Origin of the sequence: Stutzerimonas kunmingensis (assembly GCF_002929225.1) — a bacterium.
Taxonomy (GTDB): domain Bacteria; phylum Pseudomonadota; class Gammaproteobacteria; order Pseudomonadales; family Pseudomonadaceae; genus Stutzerimonas.
Genome location: NZ_PISM01000018.1, coordinates 260,742 through 286,919 on the forward strand (window position 1 = coordinate 260,742; position 26,178 = coordinate 286,919).

The following is a 26,178-nucleotide window of genomic DNA, read 5'->3' on the forward strand; positions in this document are numbered from 1 at the left end:
TAAAACGTTGCATACGACGAACTCCTGTTTTTGAAAAACAGGGCGCTACGGATCGATAGGGATGCATGACGGGCGCACGGACGGCGTCCATCGGGATATCCCGCTCTCTCTCATCCGGACTATACCGTCGGCCCCGGAATCACACCGGGTCTGCTGACCTTGCCTAGGCAAGCGCTCGCGGGCTAGACGCGATTGAAAGCTACTGCGCGCAGAGCATGCTGCGTTGTGGTCCTCCTCGAAGTACTCATTTACCAGGGTAAACTCCGCCTTCTCGTCGAATCACGCCTTGCCTGCTCAGCGCTCGCTACGCTTTCATCCTTGTAACTGCGCCATTACCGCCGGTGGGGAATCGCACCCCGCCCTGAGAACGTTGGGCCGCTTGCGGCCCGGCAGCGTTTTTAACACAAATAGCGGCGCGGGGCAGCCCGATATCGCCAGATAGCAGCTATGAGGGTGCAATACGAAGGCTATCGGCAGACGCTGCCGGCATGCGTTGCCGATCAGTTGGCCGGGCGCGCCACGATCTTCCAGTCATCACCCACCGCACGGATGTCGCCAATCTTCAGCTCGCGCGCCTCGTTCATGCGTTCCAGAGGCAGCTCCAGCAGCGGGCGCGCCGTGGAGCCGAGAAACTTGGCGGCCATGAACACCTGGTATTCGTCGATCAAGCCGAGACTGGCGAACGCACCGACCAGCCGCGGGCCGGCCTCGACCAGCACCTCGTTGGCACCACGGGCAGCCAGCTCGCGCAGCAGCGCGGTCAGGTCGACCCGCTCCTGTCCCAGCACCAGCGCCTCATGGCCGGCGCGACGATAGGTCTCCTCGCAACCAGCGACCGCCGTGACGACCAGCGCTGGACCAGCCTGAAAGAACGGCGCATCCAGCGGCACGCGCAGCCGACCATCGACCAGCACCCGCAGCGGCTGGCGCAGCAGCGCCAGCGCCGTCGTTTCCGCGTCCAGCCCCAGTTCATCGCCACGCACGGTCAGCCGCGCGGCGTCCATCAGCACCGTATCGGCGCCGGTCAGCACGACGCTGGAGCGAGCGCGCAGGCGCTGCACCTCGGCGCGTGCCGCCGGCCCGGTGATCCACTGACTCTCGCCGCTGGCCATCGCGGTGCGCCCGTCCAGGCTCATCGCCAGCTTGGCGCGAACGAACGGCAGGCCGCTTTCCATGCGCTTGATAAAGCCCGCATTGAGTTCCCGCGCCTCGCCTTCCAGCACGCCGCTGGCGACTTCGATACCGGCGCTGCGCAGCAGCGCCAGACCGTTCCCGGCGACCTGCGGATTGGGGTCCTGCATGGCCGCTACTACGCGCCCGACGCCGGCCTTGACCAGCGCTTCGGCACAGGGCGGTGTACGCCCGTAATGGCTGCAGGGTTCGAGGGTGACGTAGGCGGTGGCACCGCGGGCGCGCTCACCCGCCTGGCGCAGCGCATGGACTTCGGCATGCGGCTCGCCGGCACGAACGTGCCAGCCTTCACCGACCAACTCACCATCAGCGACGATCACGCAGCCGACCCGCGGGTTCGGGTGGGTCGAATACAGCCCCCTGCACGCCAACTGCAGCGCCCGGGCCATCCAGGCGTGATCGGTAGTCATTCGGGCTTCGCGGGCTCGCGGGACAGCCGCTCGATTTCCTCGCGGAACTCGTTGAGGTCCTGGAAGCGGCGGTAGACCGAGGCGAAGCGGATATAGGCGACCTCGTCGAGCTTCTGCAGCTCGGCCATCACCAGCTCGCCGAGCACGCGCGACTTGATCTCACGCTCGCCGGTGGCGCGCAGCTGATGCTTGATATGGGCGATCGCAGCTTCCAGGCGCTCGACGCTGACCGGACGCTTTTCCAGCGCACGCTGCATGCCGGCGCGCAGTTTCTGCTCGTCGAACGGCTGTCGGCTGCCATCGGACTTGATCAGGCGCGGCATCACCAGCTCGGCGGTTTCGAAGGTGGTGAAACGCTCGCCACAGGCCAGACACTCGCGGCGGCGGCGCACCTGATCGCCTTCGGCAACCAGGCGGGAATCGATGACCTTGGTATCGTTGGCGGCACAGAAGGGACAATGCATGGGGCTGAAATCGGTCGTACGTCGGGACGGCCATGGTAGCGCATCCGACCCGCAAGACAAGGCGACGGCTTTGCTGCTATACAACCCGCAATTGTCGTTCAGGAGGCTGTCCGTGCCGCCACGTTTTTTCGTTCTCCCTGCCTTCCTGGCCTTGCTCGCCGGCTGCAGCAGCCAACCCAGCGAGCCGCCGACCGCGCCGGTCGAGCTGAGCACCGCCCCGCACTCCAAATTGCTCAACGAACTGAGCGGCAGCCTGATCGGCGCGCCGGCTGGCAGCGACGTCGAACTCGCCTTACTGGAAGTCGATCGCCGCGACCAGCCAGACCGCCTGCTGAGCAACGTGCAGCTCAAGGGCCGCGGCAGCGAATTGCCATTCATCCTGCAGTTCAACCCGGACACTTTCCGTCCAGGCCAGCGCGTGGAGCTGCGCGGCCGTGTCACGCGAGCGGGACAGCTGATCATGCGCCTGCCATCGCGCAGCATTGCCAGCCCCGCCAGCCAGGCGCTCGGCCCGCTGCAGCTGGTTCCTGCGCCGTGACGGCACCGGCGTCCTTACAGGCGGCACTGAACGAGCTGCTGGGCGACGCACGCCTGGTTGCCGAGCCGCTGCCGGGCACCGATCTGCGACTCTGGCTGATCGACGCCGCCAACATGGATCGCGCCTTCAGCCCCGAGGAAACCCGGCGGATACTCGAAGCGCCGCCGTACTGGAGCTTTTGCTGGGCCAGCGGCCTGGTGCTGGCGCGCTGGCTGGCCGAACGGCCGGAATGGGTGCGCGGCAAGCGCGTGCTGGATTTCGGCGCGGGCTCGGGCGTCGCCGCCATCGCCGCCGCCAAGGCCGGCGCGGTCGAAGTGGTGGCCTGTGATCTCGATCCGCTGGCGCTCGCCGCCTGCCAGGCCAACGCCGCGCTGAACGAGGTCGAGCTACGCTATTCGCAGGACTTCTTCGGCGAGGCGGATCGCTTTGATCTGATCATCGTCGCCGATGTGCTCTACGACCGCGCCAATCTGCCGCTGCTGGATCACTTCCTCAGCCGAGGCCGGGAAGCGCTGGTGGCTGACTCACGGGTGCGCGACTTCGCTCATCCGCTGTATCGGCGCCTGGACGTGCTGGATGCCTGCACCTGGCCGGATCTGGCAGAGCCTGCGGAGTTCAGGCACGTGAGCCTCTATCACGCAGCAAGGAGCTGAAGAGTCTGAGCCAGGGTGAAAAACCGCGAAGCGTTTTCCACCAATCTGTGCCGCTGCGACTAGGGACCCGCCATGATCGACGACACCCTGCGCCTGTTCTTCGCCCTGCCCTGCCCGCCCGAGCAGGCGGCAGCCATCTGCGCTTGGCGTGAAGACCAGGCCCTCGACGGCAGAATAGTGCCGCAGGACAACCTGCACCTGACCCTGGCCTTTCTTGGCGCACAACCGAGAGAACACCTCGACGCCCTGCTGCAGATGGCTGCAACCGTGCACGCCGAAGCTTTCAGCCTGACCCTCGACCGCCTGACCACCATCGGCAAAGGTTTCATCTGCCTGCAGCCCGCCAGCACACCACCCGCACTGCTGCAGCTGGTCGAAGCACTGAGCGAACGACTGGCAGCGCTTGGCGTCGTGCTCGACTGCCGGCCATTCCTGCCGCACCTGACGCTGAGCCGCCAGGCCCGGAGCCGAGCGCAGCAACCGGCGCCGGACCTCACCTGGCATGTCGATCGCTTCGTGCTCTACCGTTCAGTCAATACGGCGGACGGCGTGCGCTACGACGAGCTGGGCAGCTGGCCACTTCTGCCATAACACCCCTTCAAAGCCGCCATGGCGCAGTCTCTCAACGCGGCACTTCGATCAGAAAACGAAACAGCGGGCCGTGCTGTTCCACTGCCAGGCAGTTGTAGCCCTTGGCCTTGGCGTCCTCGGGGATGCCATGCACCGACTGCGAACAATCGGTTACCACCTCGAGCAGCTGCCCCGGCTGCATGGTTTCCAGGGTTTCCAGCGTAGCGATGGCGTTGTACGGGCAATGCTCGCCACGCAGATCAAGCGAGAGATTCGGTTTGGCCTGGCTCACGGGCAGGGCTCCTTTTCGATTGGAAACGACGTGCATTGAGGTGCACCAGTAACATGGCGACGGCCAGGCCGGCGAAGGTCAGCAGCAAGCCACTGGCCGGGCCAAAGCTCTCCAGCAGATTGATCTTCGGATAGGGCAGTGCCAGCGAGGTGCCGAGTTCGTCCCAGTAGACCGCCACCAGAGTACCGCCGATAACGTTACCGACGCCGACCACCCAGAAATGCACCTGCCCTTCCATGGCGCGATACATCCAGCCGGTTTCGCAGCCGCCGGCAACGACGATACCGATACCAAACAGCACGCCACCGATGATTGCGTTCGGCCCCATCCAGAAAATCTTCGGGCTTGCCCCTAGCGCGATGGCACCGAAAGTACCGACGCAGGCCACAGCCATGCCCAGCAGGATGCCGTAGGCAGCGCGGGTTCGGCCGGTGGTCCAGAGATCGCGCGCGGCACTGGTAAAGCAGATCTGTGCGCGCTCGATCAGCCCGCCGAACAGGAGTCCGAACAGCACCGCCATGCCCAGCACCAGCGAGGCATCGAAACGCCAGGCAGCGAAGGCGACCGCAAGCACCGCGACCGCCGTGCCGATCCGGGCCTGCACCGTGGCCCGCCGCCGCGTGCCTTCCGCATCGCCGAACAGCGTACTGGCCTGGCTGCCGACCTTCAGCGGCGTGCGCAACCAGGGCAACAGGCAGATCTTCACGCCGATCCAGGCACCACCCACGGTAGCCAACATGAAAGCCCAGGCGTGCAGCGAGAACATCGGAATGCCGGTGAAGAAAGCCGCCAGGTTGCAACCCATCGCCAGGCGCGCGCCGAAGCCGGCGACCACCCCGCCGATCAGCCCCTGCAACAGGCGGCGCTTGCTGGTCGGCCAGCGCAGGCTGACGTTGTTTGCCCACAGCGCCGCACACAGTGCGCCAAGCAACATGCCGATGATCATCACGCCATCCACGCGATCGAGCGGCGTGCCGGACAAGCCGATCAGCTTGAAGTAACTCCACTCCTCGGGTGCGTAGCCGAACCAGGAAATGACGTGCCCACCCCAGCGAGTGAACTCGCCGGTGACGGCCCAGAAGGTGCCAGTTATGGCGAAGTAGTAAGCGGAAGCGACGCCCAGCGCGACAAGCGCGGGCAGCGGCGACCAGAAGCGCACGAGGTAGCGCTCCCGGAAGTCGGAGAGAACGGACATGTGAAGCTCCTTATGACGCGCGACTGCAAACGCCGCACCGGTCTAGGAAAAGGGTTGCGCCACGATGAGCCGGCAAAGAGCCGTGCCATCCGGCGGGCGCAACCATAGACCAATGGCCGCGGGCATGCGAGCCCTTGCTTCCCGTGGCGGGCGCCCCCACATACCATGCACGCCTTTCCTGTCATTCGTGCCCACGAGAATCCCGATGAGCCAGACGCCCTATATCTTCGATGTCACCACCGCCAGCTTCGAACAGCTGGTGCTCGAGAACTCGTTTCACAAGCCGGTACTGGTGGATTTCTGGGCCGAATGGTGCGCGCCGTGCAAGGCCCTGATGCCGTTACTGGCGAAGATCGCCGAGGAGTATCAGGGTGAGCTGCTGCTGGCCAAGGTCAACTGCGACATCGAACAGGAGGTCGTCGCCCGTTTCGGCATCCGCAGCCTGCCAACCGTGGTGTTGTTCAAGGATGGTCAACCAGTGGACGGTTTCGCCGGTGCGCAGCCCGAATCGGCGATTCGCGCCATGCTCGAGCCCCACGTGCAGGCTCCGGCGACGCCGCAGGGCAACCTGCTGGAAAGCGCGCAGGCCGCCTTCGCCGAAGGCCGTTTCGCCGAGGCCGAGGCGCAGCTGCAGCAGCTGCTGAGTGAAGACAACGAGAACGCTGCCGGGCTGATTCTTTATGCCCGCTGCCTGGCCGAGCGCGGAGAACTGGGCGAAGCGGAAACGGTGCTCAACGCGGTAAAAGGCGATGAGCACAAGCAGGTTCTGGCCGGCGCCCGTGCTCAGCTGACGTTTCTGCGCCAGGCCAACGACCTGCCGGAAGTCGCCACCTTGAAGAGTCGCCTGGCGCAGAATGGCGAGGACGATGAAGCGGCGTATCAGCTGGCCATCCAGCAACTGGCTCGCCAGCAATACGAGGCGGCGCTCGACGGCCTGCTCAAGCTGTTCGTGCGCAACCGCGGGTACGCCGATGGGCAGCCGCACAAGACGCTGCTACAGGTTTTCGATCTGCTGGGTAATGACCACCCGCTGGTGACGCTGTACCGCCGCAAGCTTTACCAGGCGATCTACTGATCGCGGGCAAACCTCCGGCGCGCCCATCAGGAAGGCGCGCCGACCCAGTGATAGCAAGCCGAGTCGGCGCCGTGCTCGACCTTCACCTCGTCACAGTGACGCAAGCGCACCAGCAGCCGCTTGGCCAGCAACGCATTGCCGGCGAGCGCTTCCAGTTCGGCGAGCAATTCCGGGCCGTCCAGTTTGCCGGCGCAGCGCAGTCGCTCCCGCGCACTGTGCCACAGGGCATCGCCAGGTGGCGTCGCAGGCGCCTGGACGCCACCCACCGCAGCCTCATCGGTGCCGACGCTACGGGTCAGGTTCATCCAGTCCTGGGCGTCCAGCTCGATTTCAAGATCGACCGGCCAATCTCCTATGCGTCCGCGGATTCGAATCATGCTGTCCCTCCAGAGCTATGCGTTCATCCTCACATGAAGGCAGCGGACTGGCCAGCCGCACGGCAAAGTTGTTATAACGTAACGAACCCCTTTCGATGGAGCCGACCATGCGCCACCTACTTTTTGCCGTGCCTATGCTTCTGCTGCCCCTGAGCTACAGCCAAGCACATGAAGACGATCATCACCATGAACACGAAGGCGCCACCAGCCTGGGTGCGCATGAGCATGGCGCGGCGCGCCTGAATGCGGCACTGGATGGCAATCAGCTGGAGCTGGAGCTGATCAGCCCGGCGATGAACCTGCTCGGTTTCGAGCACGCTGCTGCCAGCGCAGCAGATGAGGCGAAGATCGCCAGCGTACGCTCGCAACTGGAACAACCTCTGGCCCTGTTCGGCCTCCCGGCGGCGGCAGGTTGCAGCGTCAGTGAGCAGCAGTTTGCCGGCGAACTGCTCGGCTCGGCCCATGCGGGCTATCAGCGCGGCGATGATCACGAACACAAGCAGGAGGATAAGCACGACCACGACGACCACGAAGCCGGTGGCCACAGCGACATCGAAGCGCACTACCAACTCGACTGCAGCAACCCAGAGGCGCTGCGCGCACTGGATCTCACACGGCTGTTCGAAAGCTTTCCCGGCACGGAAAAGATTCAGGTACAACTGATCGGCCCGAGCGGCCAGCAGGGCACGGAACTGACGCCGGCCCGCGCGCAATTGCCCTTCTGAACCAGCACGGGACCCCGATGAGCGCTCCACTCCTCGCAATCGACAACCTCGGCTTCGCCTGGCCCCGCCAGGCCGAGCTGCTGGACATTCCCACGTTTCGCCTCGAACGCGGCGAAAGCCTGTTCCTCAAGGGCCCGTCGGGCAGCGGCAAGACCACCCTGCTCGGCCTGATCGGCGGTGTGCAAAAGGCCGGCCGCGGCAGTATCCGCCTGCTCGACCGCGACCTCGGCAGCCTGTCGGCCGGTGCCCGTGACCGCTTCCGCGTCGATCACACCGGCTACATCTTCCAGCAGTTCAACCTGCTGCCTTTTCTTTCGGTACGCGAGAACGTCGGCCTGCCCTGCCATTTTTCGCCGCTGCGTGCCGAACGTGCGCGCAAGCGCCACGGCAGTACGGATGCCGCGGCGGCGAGCCTGCTGGAGCATCTGGGACTGCCCCCGGGGATGTTCGAGCGTCGTGCCGATGCGCTCTCCATCGGCCAGCAGCAACGCGTCGCCGCTGCCCGCGCACTGATCGGCCAGCCGGAGCTGGTCATCGCCGACGAGCCGACCTCGGCGCTGGATGCGGATAGCCGCGAAGTCTTTCTGCAGCTGCTGTTCTCCGAGTGCCGCGCAGCCGGCGCGAGCCTGCTGTTCGTCAGCCATGACCAGAGCCTGGCGCCACTGTTCGACCGCAGCTTGTCGCTGGCCGAGCTCAATCGCGCGACGCGCGCAGTGGAGTGCTGAGCGATGTATCTCCTGCGCCTGGCCCTGGCGAGCCTGAACAATCGGCGCTTCACCGCCCTGCTGACCGTGTTCTCCATCGCCCTCTCGGTGTGCCTGCTGCTCGCCGTCGAACGGGTGCGCAACGAAACCCGCGCCAGCTTCGCCAGCACCATTAGCGGCACCGATCTGGTGGTCGGTGCGCGCTCCGGCTCGGTCAATCTGTTGCTGTACTCGGTCTTCCGCATCGGCAATGCGACCAACAACATCCGTTGGGACAGCTACCAGCGCTTCGCCGAACACCCGCGGGTCGCTTGGGCGATTCCGATTTCCCTGGGCGACTCCCATCGTGGCTATCGCGTAATGGGCACCAACACGGCCTATTTCGAGCATTACCGCTACGGCCGCAAACAGCCGCTGCAACTGGCCGAAGGCCGCGCCTTCGAAAGCGATCCTTTCGAGGTCGTGCTTGGCGCGGAAGTGGCCAGTGCACTGGGCTACAAACTCGACGACAGCATCGTCCTCGCCCATGGCGTAGCGCGTGTCAGCCTTGTACAGCACGATGACAAACCGTTCCGCGTGGTCGGCGTGCTGCAGCGCACCGGCACGCCGGTCGACCGTACCCTGCACATCAGCCTGGCCGGCATGGAAGCGCTGCATGTCGACTGGCAGAACGGCATGCCAGCCCGCGGCGCCGCGCGTATCGACGCCGAGCAAGCGCGGGCACTCGATCTCCAGCCGCAGCAGATCACTGCGGTCCTGCTCGGTCTGAACAGCAAGGTCGCCACCTTCACCCTGCAACGGGAAATCAACCAGTACCGCGGCGAGCCGCTGCTGGCGATCCTGCCCGGCGTCGCCCTTCAGGAGCTCTGGAGCCTGATGGGCACGGCCGAGAAGGCGCTGTTCGTGGTCTCGCTGTTCGTCGTGCTGACCGGCCTGATCGGCATGCTCACGGCGATCCTCACCAGCCTCAACGAGCGACGCCGGGAGATGGCGATCCTGCGCTCGGTGGGTGCTCGCCCCTGGCATATCGCCGCGCTATTGATCATCGAGGCGTTCGGCCTCGCCCTCGCGGGCACGCTGCTGGGGCTGGCCCTGCTGTATATCGGCATCGCGATCGCGCAGTCGCCGCTGCAGAGCCTCTACGGCCTTTATCTGCCGCTGGCCTGGCCGAGCGCCTATGAGTGGGGACTGCTCGGCGCTATTCTGCTGGCGGCACTGCTGATGGGCAGCGTGCCGGCCTGGCGGGCCTATCGCCAATCGCTGGCCGATGGCCTGTCGATTCGACTGTGAGGAACCCGATGTCGCGCCTGCTGCTTGCTCTGCTACTGGCCTGTGCAGTCTCTGCCCATGCCGATGACGTCCGCGATCTACAGTGGTCGGAGCTGATTCCCGAGGGCGCGCCGCCACCACCGCCGCCAATGGCCATGCATGACATGTCGCAGCTGGCCGATGCACTCGCTGCCGAGGCTGGGCCGGCTGCCGCACAACAGTCGCCGGCCGCGCCAGTGGTCGAAGCGCTCGATGGGCAGATGGTGAAGCTGCCGGGGTATATCGTGCCGCTGGACATGACCGAGGAAGGGCGCGTCATCGAATTCCTGCTGGTGCCCTACTTCGGCGCCTGCATTCATGTGCCCCCGCCGCCATCCAACCAGATCGTGCATGCCACCAGCGAGCTGGGCGTGCGGGTGGAAGCGCTATATGAACCCTTCTGGATCGAGGGGCCGCTGAGGGTGGAACACGCCAGCAGCGAGCTGGCGGAGGCTGGTTATCGCATGCAGGCACAGAAGATCTATCCCTACGAATTGCAGTAATCACCAGCCGGCAGGTTACGTTCTGCCAGCTCGATCAGTGCGCGCTGGCGATCTGCTTCTCACGCTCGAAACTGAGCTCACCTTCCGCCCACTCGCGCCATTCGCGCACGCGACGACGCTCGGCGCCGGCCCGCTCGGCCTGCTTCAACGCGTCAAGCCCGGCCTGCCAACGAGCCTGTTCCAGCTCGAGCTGCGCCACATTCATCCAGAACTTCGCGCTGCCGGTCTGAGTCGCCAGCTGGCGATAGATCTTCGCGGCCTCGGTGCGCTCGCGGGCCTGCCACCAGAGCATGCCCATGCGCTCCTGGCGACTGGCATTGCTCGGCAGCAAGCGTGACGCCAGCATACCTTCGAGCAGTTTGGCGCCTTGCCATGGCTGCCCAGCGGCACTAGCGAGAGCGACCAGGTTGTCCAGCTCCGCCTCACTGAAGCGCAAGCCCTTCGCGTGCGCAGTGCGCAGCGTCGCCAGCGCGCGATCTTCAGCGCCGGCCATCTGCTGCAGGCCGGCCAGCTGCCGCCAGGCCTTGACCTGATCGGGGTGGCGCAACAGCAGCTTTTGTTGCCAGCGTTCGGCAGCCTGATAGCGCTTGAGCTCGGCGTTGCCGGCAACCAGGAACTGCAGCCAGGTATCGCCCGCCTTCGGGTTCGCCTGCACATAACGCTCGGCCAGCGGCAGCGCCTTGGCATGCTGACCGAGGCCCTGGTAAGCCTGCACCAGCATCTGCAGCACTTCTTCGTTGCCCTGATTAGCCGATCCCAGCAGGCTGACCACCTTGGCGTAGCGACCCTCGACCAGGTTCAGCCGCGCAAGGTTCATCCGCTCGCCGGCCAGCAGCTCTTCGTCCAGCTTGCCGCTGGCCACTGCCTTGTCCAGCCATTCCAGCGCCTGGCGATTATTGCCTTCGGCCCAGGCCAGATAGCCGCGACTGCGCCAGAGCAACGCCTCTTCACCGCTACCGGCCTTGGCGCTGACGCCCTCCAGCGCCTTGCGCGCAGTGGCATAGTCGCCCTTGCTCTGCGCGGTCTGCGCTCGCTCGAGCGCCATGAACACCGCGGGGTCGATGGCCTGGGCGGCCTGGGCCGAAGCGGAGAGAAAAAGCGACAGCACGAGCAGCAAACGAAGCATCTCAGCGTTCTCCTTGCAGGCGGAAGTGCAGGGTTTTCACGGCTTCACGGGATACCGGTGCACCGTTTTCGGTACGCGGCGCGAAACGCCAGCGGGCCGCCGCGCGCCGGGCCTCGCGATCGAACACGTTACGAGGCGAGGCTTCCAGCACGCGGATGTTCTCCACCCGCCCCTGCGGGTTGATGGTGAACGCCAGTTTGATATGCCCTTCGATGCCCTGTTGCCGCGCACGGTAGGGATACTCCGGACGTACATCATTGAGCGGCATCACTTCCTGCTCCGGGCCGCCGGGCTTGCCCGCCGCTTCGACTGCCGCACTGGCCGGCGCTGGCGCCGCGGCCGGGGCACTCTGTGCCGCCGTCAGGCCGGACAGACTGGGCGCCGGAGCGGTGGCGACCGATACGCCTGCGTCGATGTTCGGCAGGTCGAGGTCGAGCTTGGGCAGATTGGCGTCTGGCGTCGCCATATTCGGCGTCGGTGGCGTCGGCGGTTGCGGCGTCTTCGGCTGCGGCGGCTGTGGCGCCTGCTGACGTGAGCGCGTGGCGGTGTCCTCGTTGCGCCCATCCATGCGCACGAAATTGGCAATCGCCAATGGATCTTCCTCAATCTTGCTGCGCGGGGGATTGACCATGCTCAGCATCAGGGCGAACAGCAGCAACGCCACCACACAGGCGGCGATGAAGGCCAGACTGAAACGGACCAGCCGCGGTTGCATCAGCGCGACCCCGTGCTGGCGGCCAGTGCAACGTCTTGCACGCCGGCCTGACGCGCCTGGTCCATGACCTGCACCACCAGGCCGGTGCGCGCATCCTGGTCAGCCTGGACGACCACCGCGCCCTCCGGCTGATCCACGCGCAGACGCTCGACATGCGCCCGCACACTGCGTACGTCAACCACCTGCTTGTCGATCCAGACCTGGCCATCGGCCGTGACGGCGATGAGGATATTGCCCTTGTCCTGGGTGCTGGCGGTGTCCGCCTGCGGGCGCTGGACTTCGACACCGGATTCCTTGATGAAGGAGCTGGTGACGATGAAGAAGATCAGCATGATAAAGACAACATCGAGCATCGGCGTAAGATCGATGCCGGTATCTTCTTCCTGCTGGTAATGATGACGGCGCATACGCATCCCGCTAATCCTCAGTCGTGACGCAGCTGGTCAGCCAGCCGGTCGAGAGACTGGCGCGCGATTCGCTCTAGGCGCGCCAGACTGAACAATCCTGTAATGGCCAGCACCATGCCGGCCATGGTCGGCAGGGTCGCCTGCCAGACACCCGCGGCCATGCCGCGTGGGTTGCCGGAGCCACTGAGCGCCAGCACGTCGAAAACCGCGATCATGCCGCTGACCGTACCGAGCAAGCCAAGCAGCGGATACATCGCCACCAGAGTCTTGCTCAGCCGTAGCGGTCCGGACAACTGCTGCTGAGCCTGCGCCAGCCAGGCCGAACGCACCGCACGCTGCCAGCTACCAGGCTCATCGGCCATCTGCGCCCAGGCCTGCCGACGCGATTCGACCCAGTGCGGGAAGACCCGCCGCATGAACCACAGACGCTCGAAAACCAGCGTCCAATACAGCACGCACAGGCCGGCCAGCGCCCACATCACCACGCCGCCCGCAGCCATGAAGTCGAGCAGCGCATGACCGCTGTCGACCAGACCCAGCCAGTGGGCGCGCAAATCAGTCACGGCGTGGCGCCCCCGACAGGTGCAGCGCGATGAGGCCGGCGCTCTGCTGCTCCAGCAACTGGATCAGCGCCTTGCTACGGCTGGCCAGCAGGCTGTGCAGGAACAGCAGCGGAATCGCTACCACCAGGCCCAGCACCGTGGTTACCAGCGCCTGGGAGATACCGTCGGCCATCAGCCGCGAGTCGCCGCCACCGCTCTGGGTGATGGCCTGGAAAGTGATGATCATGCCGGTCACGGTGCCCAGCAGGCCGAGCAGCGGTGCAACGGCTGCCAGCAGCTTGAGCAGCGGCTGACCGCGCTCCAGTGGCGGAGTTTCTTGGAGGATCGCCTCGTCCAGCTTGAGCTCGAGGGTCTCCAGATCCGACAACTGTGGCTTCGGCCCCAGCACGCCTATGATGCGGCCGAGCGGATTGTCGTCGCGCGGCTGGTTCAGCTCGCGCATCTGGCTGCCCACCTTGCGACCGACGCCACCCAGATACACCATGCGCCAGATCGCCAGCAGCAGGCCGACGGCACCGAGCACCAGAATGACGCCGCCGACCAGACCGCCTTGCTTGACGCGATCCCACAGGTCCGGCTGGCGTTGCAGCTGGGCGATCAGCGTGCCGCGGCCCGGATCCACCGGCAATGTAGCCAGCGCATCGGAGCTGCTCAGATAGTCTTCGATCAAACCCTGACCGGACGGCTGGCGTGTCGGTACCAGCAGCTCGCCGGCATCGGCGTCGTAGCGCAGGAAGGCCTCGTCGGTGAATGCGGAAAAGCTGCCGACCCGCAGTACCGGCTGCTCGCTGCGCGCGCCATCGGTGCCCACCACCGGCAGCTGTACGCGCTCGACGCGGCCGCTGGCCGCCAGGTCTTCCAGCAGGGTCATCCAGAACGCATCGAGGTCATCGGCCGACGGCAGCGCGCGGCTTTCCGCCAGGCTGCGCAGCTGGGTCAGGCGCTCGGGATACTGAGCGTTGAGCAGACTGTCCTGCCACTGGCCAACGATGCCACCTGCACTCTGGCGCACGACGCCGAACAGCTCACCCAGATGGCCAACACGCTGCGCCAGGAGTTTTTCCTGCTCGGCCAGCTCGGCCTCCTGGCGATCGAAGTCGGCCTTCAGGCGTTCGGCCACGGCCTTCTGCTCGGCCAGTGCGGCACGGGCACGTGAAAGCAGTTGCTGCTGCTCGCCACGATCACGAACGAAGGCCTGCTCGCGGGCCTTCATGGCGCTTACCTCGGCGGCACGGTCGCTGCGAATGCGCTCGAGCAGCTGGTCGGGACTGAGCGGTTCTGCCGAATGAGCCGTGAGGGGCAACAGCGCGACAAGAAGGAGGGAAAACAGACGGCTCATTGCGCGGCCTCCTCGGCCAGGGTCTTCACGGGCAATTGCAGGTAGGCCGGAGCCTGTTGCTGACGGGCGATGGCGATGGCCTGCGTAAGCGGTCGGCGGGCGCTGCCGTCGAGCACTTCCCAGGCGCGAGTCTGCGGATTCCACCAGCCGCTCTCGTGAGCATCGAGAGTCTGGTAATAGAGCATCACTCGACCGAGCCGCAGGAATTCGACGCTGCGTGACTCCGCGTCGCCCGGCAGCTCGCCACGCCAGGCTTCCAGCGTGCGGCCGTAGTCGCTTTCGATCTGATAGGCCTCGAGGATGCGCCGGTACTTTTCCGCCAGGCTGACGTCGGCGCGTGGCAGTAGGTCCTGCAGGCCGGCCAGACGATCGGCACGCTCATCGGGGAGGAACGGCAGATCGGCCGCGATGAATTCCCCCAGCACCTCGACCATACGGCTCATCTGCGGCGTTACTGCTTCCTGGGTGCGCTCGATGCTGTCCAGCTGGCGCTGAAAGCCCACAAGTTCCTTGCTCTGCGCTGCGGTCAGCTCCTGCAACTGCTTGTTGTAGGCCTTCAGCGCTTCGGTCTGCTGCAAAGCACTGCGGTACTCGTTGAGCATCTCGCGAGTGGCGTCGTCGAGCTGGTCGATCCGCGCTTGCGAGGCCTTCGCCTCCGCAGACAAGCGCTCACTCTCATCCAGCGCAGCATCCAGCGGTGCCGCGGACAGCGACCCGGCATAAAGCTGAAAACAGCACGGCAGCACGGCAACCGCCAGCAGGCGGGGAAAGAAGGAAGGCATTGAAGGGTCCTTGCAGACGGTCGTTAACTCAAAAGAGAAACATTATCATCTGTGAGTTGACGCAAAGCAACCCGGGCGTTTCGTCGCAGTCGAGGCGGCGTTTTTCATTGAGCTGGATCAAAAAGCCCCAGCGCTCAGCACCTACCATGGCGCCCAATCGCATTCCAACAAACGGAGCATCATCATGCGCAAGACCCTGTTCACCGCTTCCGCGCTGGCCCTGGCGCTGGCCGCACCCTTCGCCCAGGCTTTCGAAGCCGGGGACATCATCGTTCGCGCTGGTGCTATTACCGTTGATCCGCACGAAGATAGCAGTGACATCAACCATGCCGTTCTCGGCGACGTCGCTGGCTCCAAAGCTACGCTGGACAGCAATACTCAGCTGGGCCTGAACTTCGCCTACATGGTCACCGACAAGGTGGGTATTGAACTGTTGGCCGCAACTCCTTTCAGTCACGACGTTGGCGTGAAGGGAATGCCAGGACCATATGCAGGCCTGAACGGCAAGCTGGGCAGCCTCAAGCACCTGCCGCCGACCCTCAGCGTTATCTACTACCCGCTGGACAAGACCTCAGCGTTCCAGCCTTATGTCGGTGCCGGCATCAACTACACTTGGTTCTTCGACACCGAACTGAGCAGCAGCGCCGAAGACAAAGGTTTTAGCGGACTGGACATGAAGGACTCTTGGGGCCTGGCCGCTCAAGTTGGCATGGACTATATGCTGACCGACAACATCATGCTGAACGCTCAGCTTCGCTATATCGACATCGACACGACCGGCACCACTTACTTGGCTGGCGACAAAGTCAAAGTCGACGTAGACGTCGACCCCTTCGTCTACATGGTCGGTCTCGGCTACAAGTTCTGACGTAACCGGCCCAGCCGGATCGCAGACAGACAAAAGGCGCCTAGGGCGCCTTTTGTGCTTTCAGAGTTTGCAACCTACAAACCCAACAGCTTCGCCAACCCTTCCCGCATGCCGGTCGGCGGTTCCGGCAGACGATAGCGCTGCACTAGCCGGGCATTATTCGCCCGCGAATGTCGAATATCCCCCGGCCGCGCGGCCTGATAGCTCACCTCGGGAAGCCCGCCCAACACGTCACCGATGGCCGCTAGCAGCTGATTCAGAGAAGTGGCCTGATTCAGCCCAACATTCACCGCGCCCTCCACTGCCTCGGGCGACTCCAGCGCCTGCACCAACACCTCGACCAGATCGGCAACGTAGAGAAAATCGCGCGTCTGCTCGCCATCGCCGAACACCGCAATCGGCAAACCCTTCTGCGCCCGCTCGGTGAAGATGCTGATCACACCGGAATACGGTGACGATGGATCCTGCCGCGGCCCGAAGATATTGAAGAAACGGAACACCACCGGCTCCAGACCATGCTGGCGCCGATAGAAATCCAGGTAGTGCTCGCTGGCTAGCTTGTCCGCGGCATAGGGTGTCAGGGGCGCCATCGGCGTCTCTTCGTCGATGGCTTGGCCTTCGCCATTGTTGCCATAGACCGCCGCACTCGAGGCGAACAGCACACGTTTCACACCCGCCTCGCGCATCGCCTCGCACAGATTCAGCGTGCCAATCAGGTTGCTCTGGTGCGTACGGAATGGATCATCCACCGACGCCTGCACCGACGCCACCGCGGCCAGATGCACCACCGCCCGACATCCCTGCACCGCACGACGCACGCAATCGGCATCGGCGACATCGCCGACTATCAGCTCGACGCGTGTATCTTGCGGCAGGTTTTCGCGCTTGCCGGTCGAGAGATTGTCCAGCACACGAACGGCATAGCCGCGCGCCAGCAACGCATCGACCAGGTTCGATCCAATGAACCCGGCACCGCCGGTGACCAGAATCGGGGCATCAGCCATGACGGTAGTAACGCTCCAACAGGTTCGGCAACCCGGTGCGCCAGGCGCGAGGCTTGATGCCGAAAGTGGTAAAAATCTTCTTGCAGGCGAGTACGCCGTGCTGCGGCTCGGCTGCGGCATCCGAACAGGCGGCATGCGCCACGGCCGTCAGATTCGCCGTTGTGACGTCGCGATACTTGCCGGCCTCGCCGAGCAACGCCTGGGCGACCAGCAACGGGGTGGAAGCCTCATGTCCGCCGTAGTGATAGGTACCCCACAGCGGAGCCTGGCAGTCGAGCTGCTTCAATACCGCAAGGATCACACGCGCGGCATCGTCGACAGGTGTCGGATTGCCGCGCCGGTCATCCGCCAGCAGTATCGCCTCGCTCTGCTCGAGTCGTTGCAGCACGCGCCCTAGAACACCGTCCCGACTGTCATCGAGCAACCAGCCAAAACGCAGCAGGACATGTCGCGGGCATAGCGAACGCACACTCTGCTCGATGCGCCAAAGCGCCCTGCCTCGTGCATCCAGCGGCGCCACTTCGTCCTTTTCGCTATAGGCCGTGGTTCGGGCACCGTCGAATACCCGGTAGCTCGATGGCTGCAACAGGACGAAATCATGGTGCTGACAGAGTTCGGCGAGCCGCTCGACCGCACGCTCCTGTGCGGCGAGCGCCGGCTCGTTGGGCTGTCCGCTCTGAAACCAGTCGTAATAGTAGGCAAGGTTGACCACGACATCCGGACGGTTGTCGTCGAGCAACTGGGTAAGACTGGCGGCGTCCCAGCCCTGAGCGGGCGGTCGCGGCGCGAGGAAGCCTATGTCTTCCTCGGCGCCGAGGCGGATGAGCGCCTGGCCCAGGGCATTGCCGCCGCCCAACAGCATCAGGCGCATTCGCATTCAGATAACTCTAGAAGGGGATGTCGTCGTCGAAGCTGTCGTAGTCCGGTGCCGGCTGCTGCCGCGCAGCGGGCTGCTGCGGCTGGGCCTGCTGACGCGGCGCCTGCTGCGGCTCACGCTGCTGCGGGCGAGCCTGACGCGGCGCATCGTCGGAACTGCCGCCACGGCCACCGAGCAGCTGCATGGTGCCGTTCATGTCGACGACTATTTCGGTGGTGTAGCGCTTGACGCCGTCCTTCTCCCACTCGCGGGTCTGCAGGCGTCCCTCGATGTAGCATTGCGAACCCTTGCGCAGGTATTCGCCGGCGATCTCGGCAACCTTGCCGAACAACACCACGCGATGCCACTCGGTACGCTCCTGAAGCTGGCCGGTCTGCTTGTCCTTCCAGCTATCGGTGGTTGCCAGCGTGATGTTGGTCACCGCATTGCCATTGGGCATGTAGCGGGTTTCCGGGTCGCCGCCGACATTGCCGATCAAGATGACTTTATTCACCCCTCTGGCCATGGGTAACTCCTCATTGGAACATTGAATTGGATGGATTCACCGATGGCGGTTGTACCGCCAGCAAAGCCGATGACCGCGAATCTTACCTCAGCCACCCCTGACGGCCAACCGACGCACTTTCATGTTGCGCGGCACTATGCAGCCGCGAACAGGCGCCTCAGGCAACCAGGCGATCAAGAGCTTCACGATCCAGTTGCTGCGTATCGACCTTGATATAGGCCGCCGCCTCGTCGGCAACGATGAGCACGTCGCTAACACCGGCGACTTGTAGCAGGTCACGCCCAAGTCCTGCGTTGGCCAGCGCTCTGGCCGAAAGCGGCAAGCGCAGGCTCGTTACATAAGGAGGTTCGCGCATGCTGAAGGCCACCACGAACCACAACGCGCACAGCGCAGCGCAACCGGCGAACACCAGCGCCAGGCCACCCTGCTGATAGAGCATGCCGCCCAGCACGCCACCGAGACCGGCACCGAGAAACTGACTGGTGGAGTAGACGCCCATCGCGGTGCCCTTGCCGCCGGCCGGCGCGACTTTGCTGATCAACGAAGGCAGCGACGCTTCCAGCAGATTGAACGCGATGAAGAAGCCCACCATGCCGACGACCAGCATCCACAAGCCATTTCCGAACCACCAGAAGAACAGCTCGCAGAGCAGCAACGCGGAGACCGCGCCCAACAGCACGCGGCGCATCTGGCGCTTCTTCTCGCCATAAATAATGAAGGGAATCATGCCGAAGAAGCCGACCAGCAGTGCCGTGAGGTAAACCCACCAATGCTCCTCCTTGGGCAATGCGCCCTGCTCGACCAATGCCAGCGGCAGCGCGACGAAGCTGGCCATCAGGATCGCGTGCAGCGCCAGAATACTGAAATCCAGGCGCAGCAGATCAGGATGGCGCAGCGTCAGGCCGAGTGCCTGCTTGGCGACGCCCGATTCGCGATGGCGCACATGCGCCTGGGCCTTGGGCAGCAACGCGACGATGACTCCGCCAAGCAACGCCATGCCGGCGGTTACCCAGAACAGCCCGGAGAGACCGAAGGCACGGGTCAGCAACGGCCCGACGATCATCGCGACAGCGAAGGACAAACCGATGCTCACGCCGATCAGCGCCATTGCCTTGGTCCGGTGCTGTTCGCGGGTCAGGTCCGAGAGCAGCGCCATCACTGCAGCGGAAATCGCGCCCGCCCCTTGCAGGATGCGCCCGGCGATAACGCCCCAGATACTGTCCGACATCGCCGCCAGTGCGGCTCCGGCAGCAAAGATCAGCAGGCCGCAATAGATGATCGGCAGGCGACCAATACGATCGGAAAGGATACCGAAGGGAATTTGCAGCAGCGCCTGGGTCAAACCATAGGCACCTATCGCAAGACCGATCAGGGTCGGCGTAGCGCCTTCCAGGTCCATGCCGTAGGTTGCCAGCACGGGCAAAACCATGAACATGCCGAGCATGCGAAAAGCGAAAACCAGGGCCAGCCCGGAAGCTGCGCGTTTTTCGCTGGCGCTCATGCGCTCGCTGTAGGGGTCCTGCATGGAGGGTCTCGCTTGTATGAACCGGCGGCGATTCTAGCAGCCCTACCCTGTTCGGCACAGGCGCGCGGTTTTGCCGCGACTATCACCCCGGCCGTATACTTTCGGGTTTCCGCCCGCCACGCGAGGCTGTTTTGGACAAGATTCTGATTCGTGGGGCCCGCACCCACAACCTGAAGAACATCGACCTCACCCTGCCGCGCGACAAGCTGATCGTCATCACCGGCTTGTCCGGTTCTGGCAAATCATCGTTGGCATTCGACACTCTCTACGCAGAAGGCCAGCGCCGTTACGTCGAATCGCTTTCGGCGTATGCGCGCCAGTTCCTCTCGATGATGGAAAAGCCCGACGTCGACACCATCGAAGGGCTCTCCCCGGCGATCTCCATCGAGCAGAAATCGACCTCGCACAACCCGCGCTCCACCGTGGGCACCATCACCGAGATCTACGACTACCTGCGTCTGCTCTATGCGCGGGTCGGCACGCCGCGCTGTCCAGATCACGATGCCCCGTTGGAAGCGCAGACGGTCAGTCAGATGGTCGACCAGGTGCTGGCACTGCCCGAAGGCCGCAAGCTGATGCTGCTGGCCCCGGTCATCCGCGAACGCAAGGGCGAGCACCTGGCCGTGTTCGACGAACTGCGTGCTCAGGGTTTCGTGCGCGCCCGCGTCAACGGGCGGCTGTACGAGCTCGACGAGCTACCCAAGCTGGACAAGCAGAAGAAACACTCGATCGACGTGGTGGTGGATCGCTTCAAGGTTCGCGGCGACCTGCAGCAGCGCCTGGCCGAATCCTTCGAAACGGCGCTCAAGCTGGCCGATGGCATCGCCCTGGTCGCCTCCATGGAAGAGGACGACGACAGCGAGGAAATGATCTTCTCCGCACGCTTCGCCTGCCCGATCTGCGGCCACTCGATCAGCGAGCTTGAACCCAAGCTGTTCTCCTTCAACAACCCAGCCGGCGCCTGCCCCACCTGTGACGGCCTGGGCGTGAAGCAGTTCTTCGACGCCAAGCGCCTGGTCAATGGGGAGCTGACCCTGGCCGAAGGCGCCATACGCGGCTGGGACCGGCGCAACGTTTACTATTTCCAGATGCTCGGCTCACTGGCCTCGCATTATGGCTTCAGCCTCGACGAGCCTTTCGACTCACTGGCCGCCGATCATCAGAAGTCCATCCTGCGCGGCAGCGGCCGTGAGAATGTCGAGTTCCGCTACCTCAACGACCGCGGCGATATCGTCAAGCGTTCGCACCCGTTCGAAGGCATCGTTCCCAACCTGGAACGCCGCTACCGCGAAACCGAGTCCAATTCGGTTCGCGAAGAGCTCGCCAAATACCTCAGCACCCAGCCCTGCCCGGACTGTCGCGGCACGCGTCTGCGCCGCGAAGCACGCCACGTGTGGGTTGGCGACAAGACCCTGCCTGCGGTCACGGCCATGCCCATCGGCGACGCCACCGACTACTTCGGCGTCCTCTCGCTCAGCGGACGACGCGGCGAGATCGCCGACAAGATTCTCAAGGAGATCCGCGAACGCCTGCAGTTCCTGGTCAACGTCGGCCTGGATTATCTGACCCTGGATCGCAGCGCCGACACCCTGTCCGGCGGCGAAGCCCAGCGTATTCGCCTGGCCAGTCAGATCGGCGCCGGCCTGGTTGGGGTGATGTACATCCTCGACGAACCTTCGATCGGCCTGCATCAGCGCGACAACGAACGCTTGCTGGGCACCCTTCGCCACCTGCGCGACATCGGCAATACGGTGATCGTCGTGGAGCATGACGAGGATGCGATCCGTCTCGCCGACTACGTCGTAGACATCGGCCCAGGTGCCGGCATACATGGCGGCCGCATCGTCGCTGAAGGCACACCTGACGAGGTGATGGCGCACCCGGATTCGCTGACCGGCAAGTACCTCTCTGGTCGGGTAAAGATCAACTATCGGCCTGAGCGCACCCGCCGTGATCCGAAGATGCTGCTCAAGCTCAAGGGCGCGCGGGGCAACAACCTGCGCAACGTCGACCTGGAGATTCCGGTAGGCCTGCTCACCTGCATCACCGGTGTGTCGGGCTCGGGCAAATCAACGCTGATCAACAACACGCTGTTCCCGATCACGGCGACTGCACTCAATGGCGCGACCACGCTGGAAGTAGCCCCGCACGACAGCTTCGATGGGCTGCAGCATCTGGACAAGGTGGTGGACATCGATCAGAGCCCGATCGGCCGCACCCCGCGCTCCAACCCGGCGACCTACACGGGGCTGTTCACGCCGATTCGCGAGCTGTTTGCCGGCGTGCCGGAAGCGCGCTCACGCGGCTACGGTCCGGGCCGCTTCTCTTTCAACGTCAAGGGCGGACGCTGCGAAGCCTGCCAAGGCGACGGCGTGATCAAGGTGGAAATGCACTTCCTGCCCGACATCTACGTGCCCTGCGACGTATGCAAGGGCAAGCGCTACAACCGCGAAACGCTGGAGGTGAAGTACAAGGGCAAGAGCATCACCGAAGTGCTCGACATGACCATCGAGGAAGCCCGCGAATTCTTCGATCCGGTGCCGGCCGTCGCGCGAAAACTGCAAACGCTAATGGATGTTGGGCTGTCCTACATCAAGCTGGGGCAGAGCGCGACGACCCTCTCTGGCGGTGAGGCGCAGCGCGTCAAGCTGTCCCGCGAGCTGTCCAAGCGTGACACGGGCAAGACGCTGTACATCCTTGATGAACCCACCACCGGCCTGCATTTCGCCGATATCCAGCAGCTGCTCGACGTACTGCACCGTCTGCGCGACCACGGCAATACGGTCGTGGTGATCGAGCACAACCTCGACGTCATCAAGACGGCCGACTGGCTGGTGGATCTCGGCCCGGAAGGCGGCTCGAAGGGTGGCCAGATTATCGCCTGCGGTACGCCGGAAGAGGTGGCAGGCATGGCCCAGTCTCATACCGGTCATTTTCTCAAACCGTTACTCGAGCGCGACCGCTCGGCGGGTTGATCATCGCGTCGGCAGCCGTTTCGGCAACAAGCGCAAGCGCAGCGGGGTCCACTACGGATCCCGCCGGGCAGTTGGGCGGGACACTCTCAGCCCGACAAGGAGAAATCCTGATGCGAATTGCGCTTGCTGCCTGCCTGCCTGCTTGGCGCCGGCCTGCTACCCTGTCTCGCCGCTGCCGCCCAACCCAACGGCCCTTGGATCACCAACGAGCAGAACGTCTCGCTGGAGGCGTTCATGAGCAACAACCAGCTGTACGATCAGCTCAACGCACTTTCACGACGCTTCCCGGATGCCCTGCGACTAGAACAGGCCGGCAGCAGCAACGAAGGCCGGCCAATCTGGCTGGCCAGGCTGGGTAATTCAGACAAACCAGCCGCAATGATCACAACCCAACAGCACGGCACCGAAGCGGCGGTCAATCTGATAAAACGCCTTGCCTCGGGCGGGGGCCTTGTCCCGCCAGGTACTGGATAATCTGCAGGTGCTGATCGTGCCGAGGGTTAACCCGGACGGCGCCGAGCGTTTCAGTCGCGGCAACATGGATTTCAGCGCCCCGCAAACCAGCGCTGACTGCCTGCGCGCCGATGGCACCCTGAATCCTGCCAAGTTGGATCAGCACCTCGGCGCCAACGTGACCGCCTTCACCAATGCCTACGGCCAACGCCAATTTAGCTACGACATCAACCGCTACCACTGGACAGACTGGAGCAAGAGCACGCAGATACGCTGCAATCCAGGCCTGGCCAGCGAGCGGCACTTCAACCCGGGGCAGAACCCGGTGCCCGAAGCGGTTGCGGTACGCGGCATCTATGACCGTTACCGTCCCATCTGGCTGGTAGATGTGCACAATCAGAACCCTGCCGTGGTACTCGAGGATGTGGATCCTGAAGTGAACCGCCCGGACCGCCAGGTGACCGGCTCTATCACCTGGCCAACTCACCCGGATGTCGCCCCGGAAGCGGTAGCACTGTCGAAGCACCTGGCAATCGTGATGAAGCAGCGCTCCACGCAGCTTGGCTTCATGGAAATCACCAACTACTACTATGAGCACCCCAACGGCGATGTCCGCCGCGGCGGCGGCGATCCAGACATTGCCCGAAACGCATACGGCCTGCTGGGGACCGAGCGACTGGCCGCCTGCGAAACAGGCCCATTGGGCGGCAGCGTGCTCATGGAAATCGGCGGATTGAACAGTCGCGGCCAGAAGTCTGTCGGCATGCTGCGCAACAATGTGCGTGAAATGCTTGAGGCCGTGCTTGTCGCAACTGCCGACGGTAGCCTGACGGCGATCGATCCGGCAGAGGCCGATCGCCTTCTGCCACTCGGACAGGAGAGCGATAAGCCGCTCAACAATCCCCACGAATAGCGCTGAAGAAACAGGAAAGCCCGCAGCACTCGCTGCGGGCTTCTCGATCCTGCGGATACCGCGAATCGCTTATACCGGCACTTCCGACAGCGGAATATCCAGGGCGGCGGCAATACCTGCTCCGTAGGCCGGATCAGCCTTCAGGCAGTGGTTGATGTGGCGAATCTTGATATGACGCGCCACTCCCTGCATCGACCGAGCGGTATTTTCGAACAACCGCTGCTGTTCATCGGCCGTCATCAAGCGGAACAGGTTGCCCGGCTGAGTGAAGTAATCGGCGTCGTCGGCACGGTAGTCGTAACGATCCGCCGCCCCCTCGAGCGCCAGCGGTGGCTCGCTGAAGTCAGGCTGTTCCTGCCACTCGCCATAGGTATTCGGCTCGTAATGCAGACGACCGCCCTGATTGCCATCTACGCGCATGGCACCATCGCGATGGTAGCTGTGGACCGGGCAACGCGGAGCGTTGACTGGAATCTGATGGTGATTCACCCCCAGCCGGTAGCGTTGCGCATCCCCGTAGGAGAAAAGACGGCCCTGCAACATACGGTCTGGAGAGAAGCTGATGCCCGGAACGACATTCGCCGGCGTGAATGCCGCCTGCTCGACATCCTGGAAGTAGTTGTCGGGATTGCGGTTGAGTTCGTAATAGCCGACCTCGATCAACGGGTAGTCAGCATGCGGCCAGACCTTGGTGAGGTCGAACGGATGGTACGGCACCTTGGCGGCGTCGGCCTCTGGCATTACCTGCACATACATCGTCCAACGTGGATATTCGCCACGCTCGATGGCCTCAAACAGATCGCGCTGCGAACTCTCCCGGTCATTGGCAACGATGGCTGCCGCCTCGCCGTCGGTGAGATTCTTGATGCCCTGCTGGGTCCGAAAGTGAAACTTCACCCAGAAACGCTCGTTGTTCGGACTGATGAAGCTGTAGGTGTGCGAACCGAAACCGTGCATATGGCGGTACGACGCCGGAATGCCCCGATCGCCCATGACATAGGTGATCTGGTGCAAGGCTTCAGGCAGCCCGGTCCAGAAGTCCCAGTTGTTGTTCGCGCTGCGCATGTTGGTGCGCGGATCGCGTTTTACTGCGTGGTTGAGGTCCGGAAACTTCAGTGGATCGCGGAAAAAGAACACCGGCGTGTTATTGCCCACCATGTCCCAGTTGCCTTGCTCGGTGTAGAACTTCAGGGCGTAACCACGAATGTCGCGCTCGGCATCGGCGGCACCACGCTCGCCTGCGACGGTCGAGAAGCGCGCGAACAGTGGAGTGCGTTTGCCGATCTCGGAAAACAGCTTGGCTTTGGTGTAGCGGGTGATGTCATGGGTGACGACGAATTCTCCGAACGCCCCCGAGCCCTTCGCATGCATTCGCCGCTCCGGAATGACTTCCCGATCGAAATGAGCGAGCTTCTCCAGAAACCATACGTCCTGAAGCAGCATGGGACCACGGCGGCCCGCGGTCATGGAGTTCTGGTTTTCGGATACCGGCGCACCGGCAACGGTTGTGAGCTTCGGCTTGTCAGTCATGGTTGCAGCTCCTTGGTATTCAATAGGCTTCCAGGGTACTTGGTAATTACCTGCTGGTTGAATGCCATTATAGGAAGCAAGCGCAACGGCGACTAATGATGAAGATCAACGCCCCTTATAGAGCCAGTCTCTCAGAATCCTTTGGGCATAAAAAAACCGAGCCAAAAGGCTCGGTTTTTTAATTGCTGCTACCAATCTTACTCGGCGGCTTCCACTTCACCAGTGACCGGACGGTCAACCAGCTCGACGTAAGCCATAGGTGCGTTGTCACCAGCGCGGAAGCCGCACTTGAGGATACGCAGATAGCCGCCCTGACGGGTGGCGTAACGCTTGCCCAGATCGTTGAACAGCTTGCCTACGGCAGCCTTCGAACGAGTACGGTCGAAAGCCAGACGACGGTTGGCGACGCTGTCTTCCTTAGCCAGGGTGATCAGCGGCTCGGCAACGCGACGCAGTTCCTTGGCCTTGGGCAGGGTGGTCTTGATCAGTTCGTGCTCGAACAGCGACACCGCCATGTTTTGAAACATGGCCTTGCGGTGGGCGCTGGTGCGGCTCAGGTGACGGCCACTTTTACGATGACGCATGATTGAA

29 protein-coding genes are annotated in these 26,178 nt (G+C 63.8%); 12 read left to right on the forward strand and 17 right to left on the reverse strand.

What is annotated here, in order from left to right; all coding sequences use genetic code 11:
• Positions 1–500: 500 nt before the first annotated feature.
• Positions 501–1,601 (reverse strand): bifunctional diaminohydroxyphosphoribosylaminopyrimidine deaminase/5-amino-6-(5-phosphoribosylamino)uracil reductase RibD, encoded by a 1,101-nt coding sequence (gene ribD, locus CW305_RS11735; protein ID WP_104097993.1) that lies wholly within the window; start codon positions 1,599–1,601, stop codon positions 501–503.
• Complete coding sequence (nrdR, locus tag CW305_RS11740) at positions 1,598–2,065, reverse strand: transcriptional regulator NrdR (RefSeq protein ID WP_003281766.1); 468 nt, start codon at positions 2,063–2,065, stop codon at positions 1,598–1,600. Before nrdR ends, ribD begins: the two co-directional genes overlap by 4 nt.
• 112 nt (positions 2,066–2,177) lie before the next feature.
• Here nrdR and CW305_RS11745 point away from each other — a divergent pair, with 112 nt between their 5' ends.
• From CW305_RS11745 to thpR, 3 genes are all read left to right on the forward strand, one after another.
• Entirely contained in the window at positions 2,178–2,603 is a 426-nt protein-coding gene (locus tag CW305_RS11745; protein ID WP_041014982.1) for a YbaY family lipoprotein, read from the forward strand.
• Positions 2,600–3,256: a class I SAM-dependent methyltransferase gene (locus CW305_RS11750; protein ID WP_104097994.1), complete on the forward strand. Its 657-nt coding sequence runs from the start codon at positions 2,600–2,602 to the stop codon at positions 3,254–3,256. Before CW305_RS11745 ends, CW305_RS11750 begins: the two co-directional genes overlap by 4 nt.
• 72 nt (positions 3,257–3,328) lie before the next feature.
• Complete coding sequence (thpR, locus tag CW305_RS11755; RefSeq protein WP_044314124.1) at positions 3,329–3,847, forward strand: RNA 2',3'-cyclic phosphodiesterase; 519 nt, start codon at positions 3,329–3,331, stop codon at positions 3,845–3,847.
• Positions 3,848–3,878: 31 nt separating this feature from the next.
• Here thpR and yedF read toward each other — a convergent pair whose 3' ends face one another.
• The gene (gene yedF / locus CW305_RS11760; protein WP_023444682.1) at positions 3,879–4,118 is read right to left on the reverse strand and encodes a sulfurtransferase-like selenium metabolism protein YedF; all 240 of its coding nucleotides are present in this window, start codon (positions 4,116–4,118) and stop codon (positions 3,879–3,881) included.
• On the reverse strand, positions 4,087–5,313 hold the full coding sequence (gene yedE / locus CW305_RS11765; RefSeq protein ID WP_044314123.1) for a selenium metabolism membrane protein YedE/FdhT: 1,227 nt from the start codon (positions 5,311–5,313) through the stop codon (positions 4,087–4,089). Before yedE ends, yedF begins: the two co-directional genes overlap by 32 nt.
• A 205-nt stretch (positions 5,314–5,518) precedes the next feature.
• Here yedE and trxA point away from each other — a divergent pair, with 205 nt between their 5' ends.
• Entirely contained in the window at positions 5,519–6,388 is an 870-nt protein-coding gene (trxA, locus tag CW305_RS11770) for a thioredoxin (RefSeq protein WP_044314122.1), read from the forward strand.
• 26 nt (positions 6,389–6,414) lie between these two features.
• On the opposite strand, the gene CW305_RS11775 is transcribed toward trxA, so the two are convergent.
• On the reverse strand, positions 6,415–6,765 hold the full coding sequence (locus CW305_RS11775) for a hypothetical protein (RefSeq protein WP_044314121.1): 351 nt from the start codon (positions 6,763–6,765) through the stop codon (positions 6,415–6,417).
• A gap of 95 nt (positions 6,766–6,860) precedes the next feature.
• Here CW305_RS11775 and CW305_RS11780 point away from each other — a divergent pair, with 95 nt between their 5' ends.
• From CW305_RS11780 to CW305_RS11795, 4 genes are read left to right on the forward strand one after another with little or no spacing between them, the layout of a single operon-like run.
• A complete protein-coding gene (locus CW305_RS11780; protein ID WP_014821578.1) occupies positions 6,861–7,490 on the forward strand; it encodes a DUF2796 domain-containing protein in 630 nt (209 codons plus the stop codon).
• 17 nt (positions 7,491–7,507) lie between these two features.
• The gene (locus CW305_RS11785) at positions 7,508–8,215 is read left to right on the forward strand and encodes an ABC transporter ATP-binding protein (RefSeq protein ID WP_044314120.1); all 708 of its coding nucleotides are present in this window, start codon (positions 7,508–7,510) and stop codon (positions 8,213–8,215) included.
• 3 nt (positions 8,216–8,218) lie between these two features.
• Positions 8,219–9,484, forward strand: a complete 1,266-nt coding sequence (locus CW305_RS11790) for an ABC transporter permease (protein ID WP_044314119.1) — start codon at positions 8,219–8,221, stop codon at positions 9,482–9,484.
• Positions 9,485–9,492: 8 nt separating this feature from the next.
• Positions 9,493–10,005 (forward strand): DUF3299 domain-containing protein, encoded by a 513-nt coding sequence (locus tag CW305_RS11795; protein WP_014821581.1) that lies wholly within the window; start codon positions 9,493–9,495, stop codon positions 10,003–10,005.
• Positions 10,006–10,039: 34 nt separating this feature from the next.
• Here CW305_RS11795 and CW305_RS11800 read toward each other — a convergent pair whose 3' ends face one another.
• Genes CW305_RS11800 through CW305_RS11825 form a run of 6 tightly spaced genes read right to left on the reverse strand, consistent with a single transcriptional unit; the run spans position 10,040 to position 14,937 of the window.
• Positions 10,040–11,131: a tetratricopeptide repeat protein gene (locus tag CW305_RS11800; protein ID WP_044314118.1), complete on the reverse strand. Its 1,092-nt coding sequence runs from the start codon at positions 11,129–11,131 to the stop codon at positions 10,040–10,042.
• Between the two features lies 1 nt (position 11,132).
• A complete protein-coding gene (locus CW305_RS11805) occupies positions 11,133–11,846 on the reverse strand; it encodes an energy transducer TonB (protein ID WP_014821583.1) in 714 nt (237 codons plus the stop codon).
• The gene (locus CW305_RS11810; protein ID WP_023444691.1) at positions 11,846–12,259 is read right to left on the reverse strand and encodes an ExbD/TolR family protein; all 414 of its coding nucleotides are present in this window, start codon (positions 12,257–12,259) and stop codon (positions 11,846–11,848) included. The genes CW305_RS11805 and CW305_RS11810 overlap by 1 nt, the downstream gene beginning before the upstream one ends.
• Positions 12,260–12,270: 11 nt before the next feature.
• Positions 12,271–12,816: a MotA/TolQ/ExbB proton channel family protein gene (locus tag CW305_RS11815; protein WP_003281788.1), complete on the reverse strand. Its 546-nt coding sequence runs from the start codon at positions 12,814–12,816 to the stop codon at positions 12,271–12,273.
• Positions 12,809–14,155, reverse strand: coding sequence for a MotA/TolQ/ExbB proton channel family protein (locus CW305_RS11820; protein WP_104097995.1), 1,347 nt, complete (start codon positions 14,153–14,155; stop codon positions 12,809–12,811). The genes CW305_RS11815 and CW305_RS11820 overlap by 8 nt, the downstream gene beginning before the upstream one ends.
• Positions 14,152–14,937, reverse strand: a complete 786-nt coding sequence (locus CW305_RS11825; RefSeq protein ID WP_104097996.1) for a DUF3450 domain-containing protein — start codon at positions 14,935–14,937, stop codon at positions 14,152–14,154. The genes CW305_RS11820 and CW305_RS11825 overlap by 4 nt, the downstream gene beginning before the upstream one ends.
• Positions 14,938–15,121: 184 nt before the next feature.
• Here CW305_RS11825 and CW305_RS11830 point away from each other — a divergent pair, with 184 nt between their 5' ends.
• Complete coding sequence (locus CW305_RS11830) at positions 15,122–15,805, forward strand: OmpW/AlkL family protein (RefSeq protein WP_014821587.1); 684 nt, start codon at positions 15,122–15,124, stop codon at positions 15,803–15,805.
• A gap of 74 nt (positions 15,806–15,879) precedes the next feature.
• Here the strand turns inward: CW305_RS11830 and CW305_RS11835 are convergent, their stop codons facing one another.
• The 4 genes from CW305_RS11835 to CW305_RS11850 all read right to left on the reverse strand — a co-directional run bounded on the left by CW305_RS11835 (position 15,880) and on the right by CW305_RS11850 (position 19,716).
• Positions 15,880–16,809: an NAD-dependent epimerase/dehydratase family protein gene (locus CW305_RS11835; RefSeq protein ID WP_044314115.1), complete on the reverse strand. Its 930-nt coding sequence runs from the start codon at positions 16,807–16,809 to the stop codon at positions 15,880–15,882.
• Positions 16,802–17,686, reverse strand: coding sequence for a sugar nucleotide-binding protein (locus CW305_RS11840; protein WP_044314114.1), 885 nt, complete (start codon positions 17,684–17,686; stop codon positions 16,802–16,804). The genes CW305_RS11835 and CW305_RS11840 overlap by 8 nt, the downstream gene beginning before the upstream one ends.
• A 10-nt stretch (positions 17,687–17,696) precedes the next feature.
• On the reverse strand, positions 17,697–18,191 hold the full coding sequence (locus tag CW305_RS11845) for a single-stranded DNA-binding protein (protein ID WP_003304048.1): 495 nt from the start codon (positions 18,189–18,191) through the stop codon (positions 17,697–17,699).
• A gap of 157 nt (positions 18,192–18,348) precedes the next feature.
• The gene (locus tag CW305_RS11850; RefSeq protein ID WP_104097997.1) at positions 18,349–19,716 is read right to left on the reverse strand and encodes an MFS transporter; all 1,368 of its coding nucleotides are present in this window, start codon (positions 19,714–19,716) and stop codon (positions 18,349–18,351) included.
• Between the two features lie 131 nt (positions 19,717–19,847).
• Between CW305_RS11850 and uvrA the strand changes: the two genes are divergently transcribed.
• The 3 genes from uvrA (at position 19,848) to CW305_RS11860 (ending at position 24,057) form a co-directional block, all read left to right on the forward strand.
• On the forward strand, positions 19,848–22,691 hold the full coding sequence (gene uvrA / locus CW305_RS11855) for an excinuclease ABC subunit UvrA (RefSeq protein ID WP_042923776.1): 2,844 nt from the start codon (positions 19,848–19,850) through the stop codon (positions 22,689–22,691).
• A 234-nt stretch (positions 22,692–22,925) separates the two neighbouring features.
• Positions 22,926–23,165 (forward strand): M14 family zinc carboxypeptidase, encoded by a 240-nt coding sequence (locus CW305_RS23895; RefSeq protein WP_281257278.1) that lies wholly within the window; start codon positions 22,926–22,928, stop codon positions 23,163–23,165.
• A complete protein-coding gene (locus CW305_RS11860) occupies positions 23,143–24,057 on the forward strand; it encodes a M14 family zinc carboxypeptidase (RefSeq protein WP_281257279.1) in 915 nt (304 codons plus the stop codon). The genes CW305_RS23895 and CW305_RS11860 overlap by 23 nt, the downstream gene beginning before the upstream one ends.
• Before the next feature lie 69 nt (positions 24,058–24,126).
• On the opposite strand, the gene CW305_RS11865 is transcribed toward CW305_RS11860, so the two are convergent.
• Positions 24,127–25,587: a catalase gene (locus CW305_RS11865; protein ID WP_104097998.1), complete on the reverse strand. Its 1,461-nt coding sequence runs from the start codon at positions 25,585–25,587 to the stop codon at positions 24,127–24,129.
• Between the two features lie 197 nt (positions 25,588–25,784).
• Entirely contained in the window at positions 25,785–26,171 is a 387-nt protein-coding gene (gene rplQ, locus CW305_RS11870; RefSeq protein WP_003304056.1) for a 50S ribosomal protein L17, read from the reverse strand.
• Between the last annotated feature and the right edge of the window lie 7 nt (positions 26,172–26,178).

What these genes read in the sequence shown, in the direction of transcription:
- CW305_RS11805 (WP_014821583.1), bottom strand. Translation starts at nt 11,846, where the DNA reads ATGCAACCGCGGCTGGTCCGTTTCAGTCTGGCCTTCATCGCCGCCTGT.
- trxA (WP_044314122.1), top strand. Translation starts at nt 5,519, where the DNA reads ATGAGCCAGACGCCCTATATCTTCGATGTCACCACCGCCAGCTTCGAA.
- CW305_RS11830 (WP_014821587.1), top strand. Translation starts at nt 15,122, where the DNA reads ATGCGCAAGACCCTGTTCACCGCTTCCGCGCTGGCCCTGGCGCTGGCC.
- CW305_RS11865 (WP_104097998.1), bottom strand. Translation starts at nt 25,587, where the DNA reads ATGACTGACAAGCCGAAGCTCACAACCGTTGCCGGTGCGCCGGTATCC.
- CW305_RS11850 (WP_104097997.1), bottom strand. Translation starts at nt 19,716, where the DNA reads ATGCAGGACCCCTACAGCGAGCGCATGAGCGCCAGCGAAAAACGCGCA.
- yedE (WP_044314123.1), bottom strand. Translation starts at nt 5,313, where the DNA reads ATGTCCGTTCTCTCCGACTTCCGGGAGCGCTACCTCGTGCGCTTCTGG.
- CW305_RS11800 (WP_044314118.1), bottom strand. Translation starts at nt 11,131, where the DNA reads ATGCTTCGTTTGCTGCTCGTGCTGTCGCTTTTTCTCTCCGCTTCGGCC.
- CW305_RS11825 (WP_104097996.1), bottom strand. Translation starts at nt 14,937, where the DNA reads ATGCCTTCCTTCTTTCCCCGCCTGCTGGCGGTTGCCGTGCTGCCGTGC.
- CW305_RS11810 (WP_023444691.1), bottom strand. Translation starts at nt 12,259, where the DNA reads ATGCGTATGCGCCGTCATCATTACCAGCAGGAAGAAGATACCGGCATC.
- CW305_RS11795 (WP_014821581.1), top strand. Translation starts at nt 9,493, where the DNA reads ATGTCGCGCCTGCTGCTTGCTCTGCTACTGGCCTGTGCAGTCTCTGCC.
- CW305_RS23895 (WP_281257278.1), top strand. Translation starts at nt 22,926, where the DNA reads ATGAGCAACAACCAGCTGTACGATCAGCTCAACGCACTTTCACGACGC.
- thpR (WP_044314124.1), top strand. Translation starts at nt 3,329, where the DNA reads ATGATCGACGACACCCTGCGCCTGTTCTTCGCCCTGCCCTGCCCGCCC.
- CW305_RS11785 (WP_044314120.1), top strand. Translation starts at nt 7,508, where the DNA reads ATGAGCGCTCCACTCCTCGCAATCGACAACCTCGGCTTCGCCTGGCCC.
- CW305_RS11845 (WP_003304048.1), bottom strand. Translation starts at nt 18,191, where the DNA reads ATGGCCAGAGGGGTGAATAAAGTCATCTTGATCGGCAATGTCGGCGGC.
- CW305_RS11790 (WP_044314119.1), top strand. Translation starts at nt 8,219, where the DNA reads ATGTATCTCCTGCGCCTGGCCCTGGCGAGCCTGAACAATCGGCGCTTC.
- CW305_RS11780 (WP_014821578.1), top strand. Translation starts at nt 6,861, where the DNA reads ATGGAGCCGACCATGCGCCACCTACTTTTTGCCGTGCCTATGCTTCTG.
- nrdR (WP_003281766.1), bottom strand. Translation starts at nt 2,065, where the DNA reads ATGCATTGTCCCTTCTGTGCCGCCAACGATACCAAGGTCATCGATTCC.
- rplQ (WP_003304056.1), bottom strand. Translation starts at nt 26,171, where the DNA reads ATGCGTCATCGTAAAAGTGGCCGTCACCTGAGCCGCACCAGCGCCCAC.
- ribD (WP_104097993.1), bottom strand. Translation starts at nt 1,601, where the DNA reads ATGACTACCGATCACGCCTGGATGGCCCGGGCGCTGCAGTTGGCGTGC.
- CW305_RS11835 (WP_044314115.1), bottom strand. Translation starts at nt 16,809, where the DNA reads ATGGCTGATGCCCCGATTCTGGTCACCGGCGGTGCCGGGTTCATTGGA.
- CW305_RS11820 (WP_104097995.1), bottom strand. Translation starts at nt 14,155, where the DNA reads ATGAGCCGTCTGTTTTCCCTCCTTCTTGTCGCGCTGTTGCCCCTCACG.
- CW305_RS11840 (WP_044314114.1), bottom strand. Translation starts at nt 17,686, where the DNA reads ATGCGAATGCGCCTGATGCTGTTGGGCGGCGGCAATGCCCTGGGCCAG.
- CW305_RS11775 (WP_044314121.1), bottom strand. Translation starts at nt 6,765, where the DNA reads ATGATTCGAATCCGCGGACGCATAGGAGATTGGCCGGTCGATCTTGAA.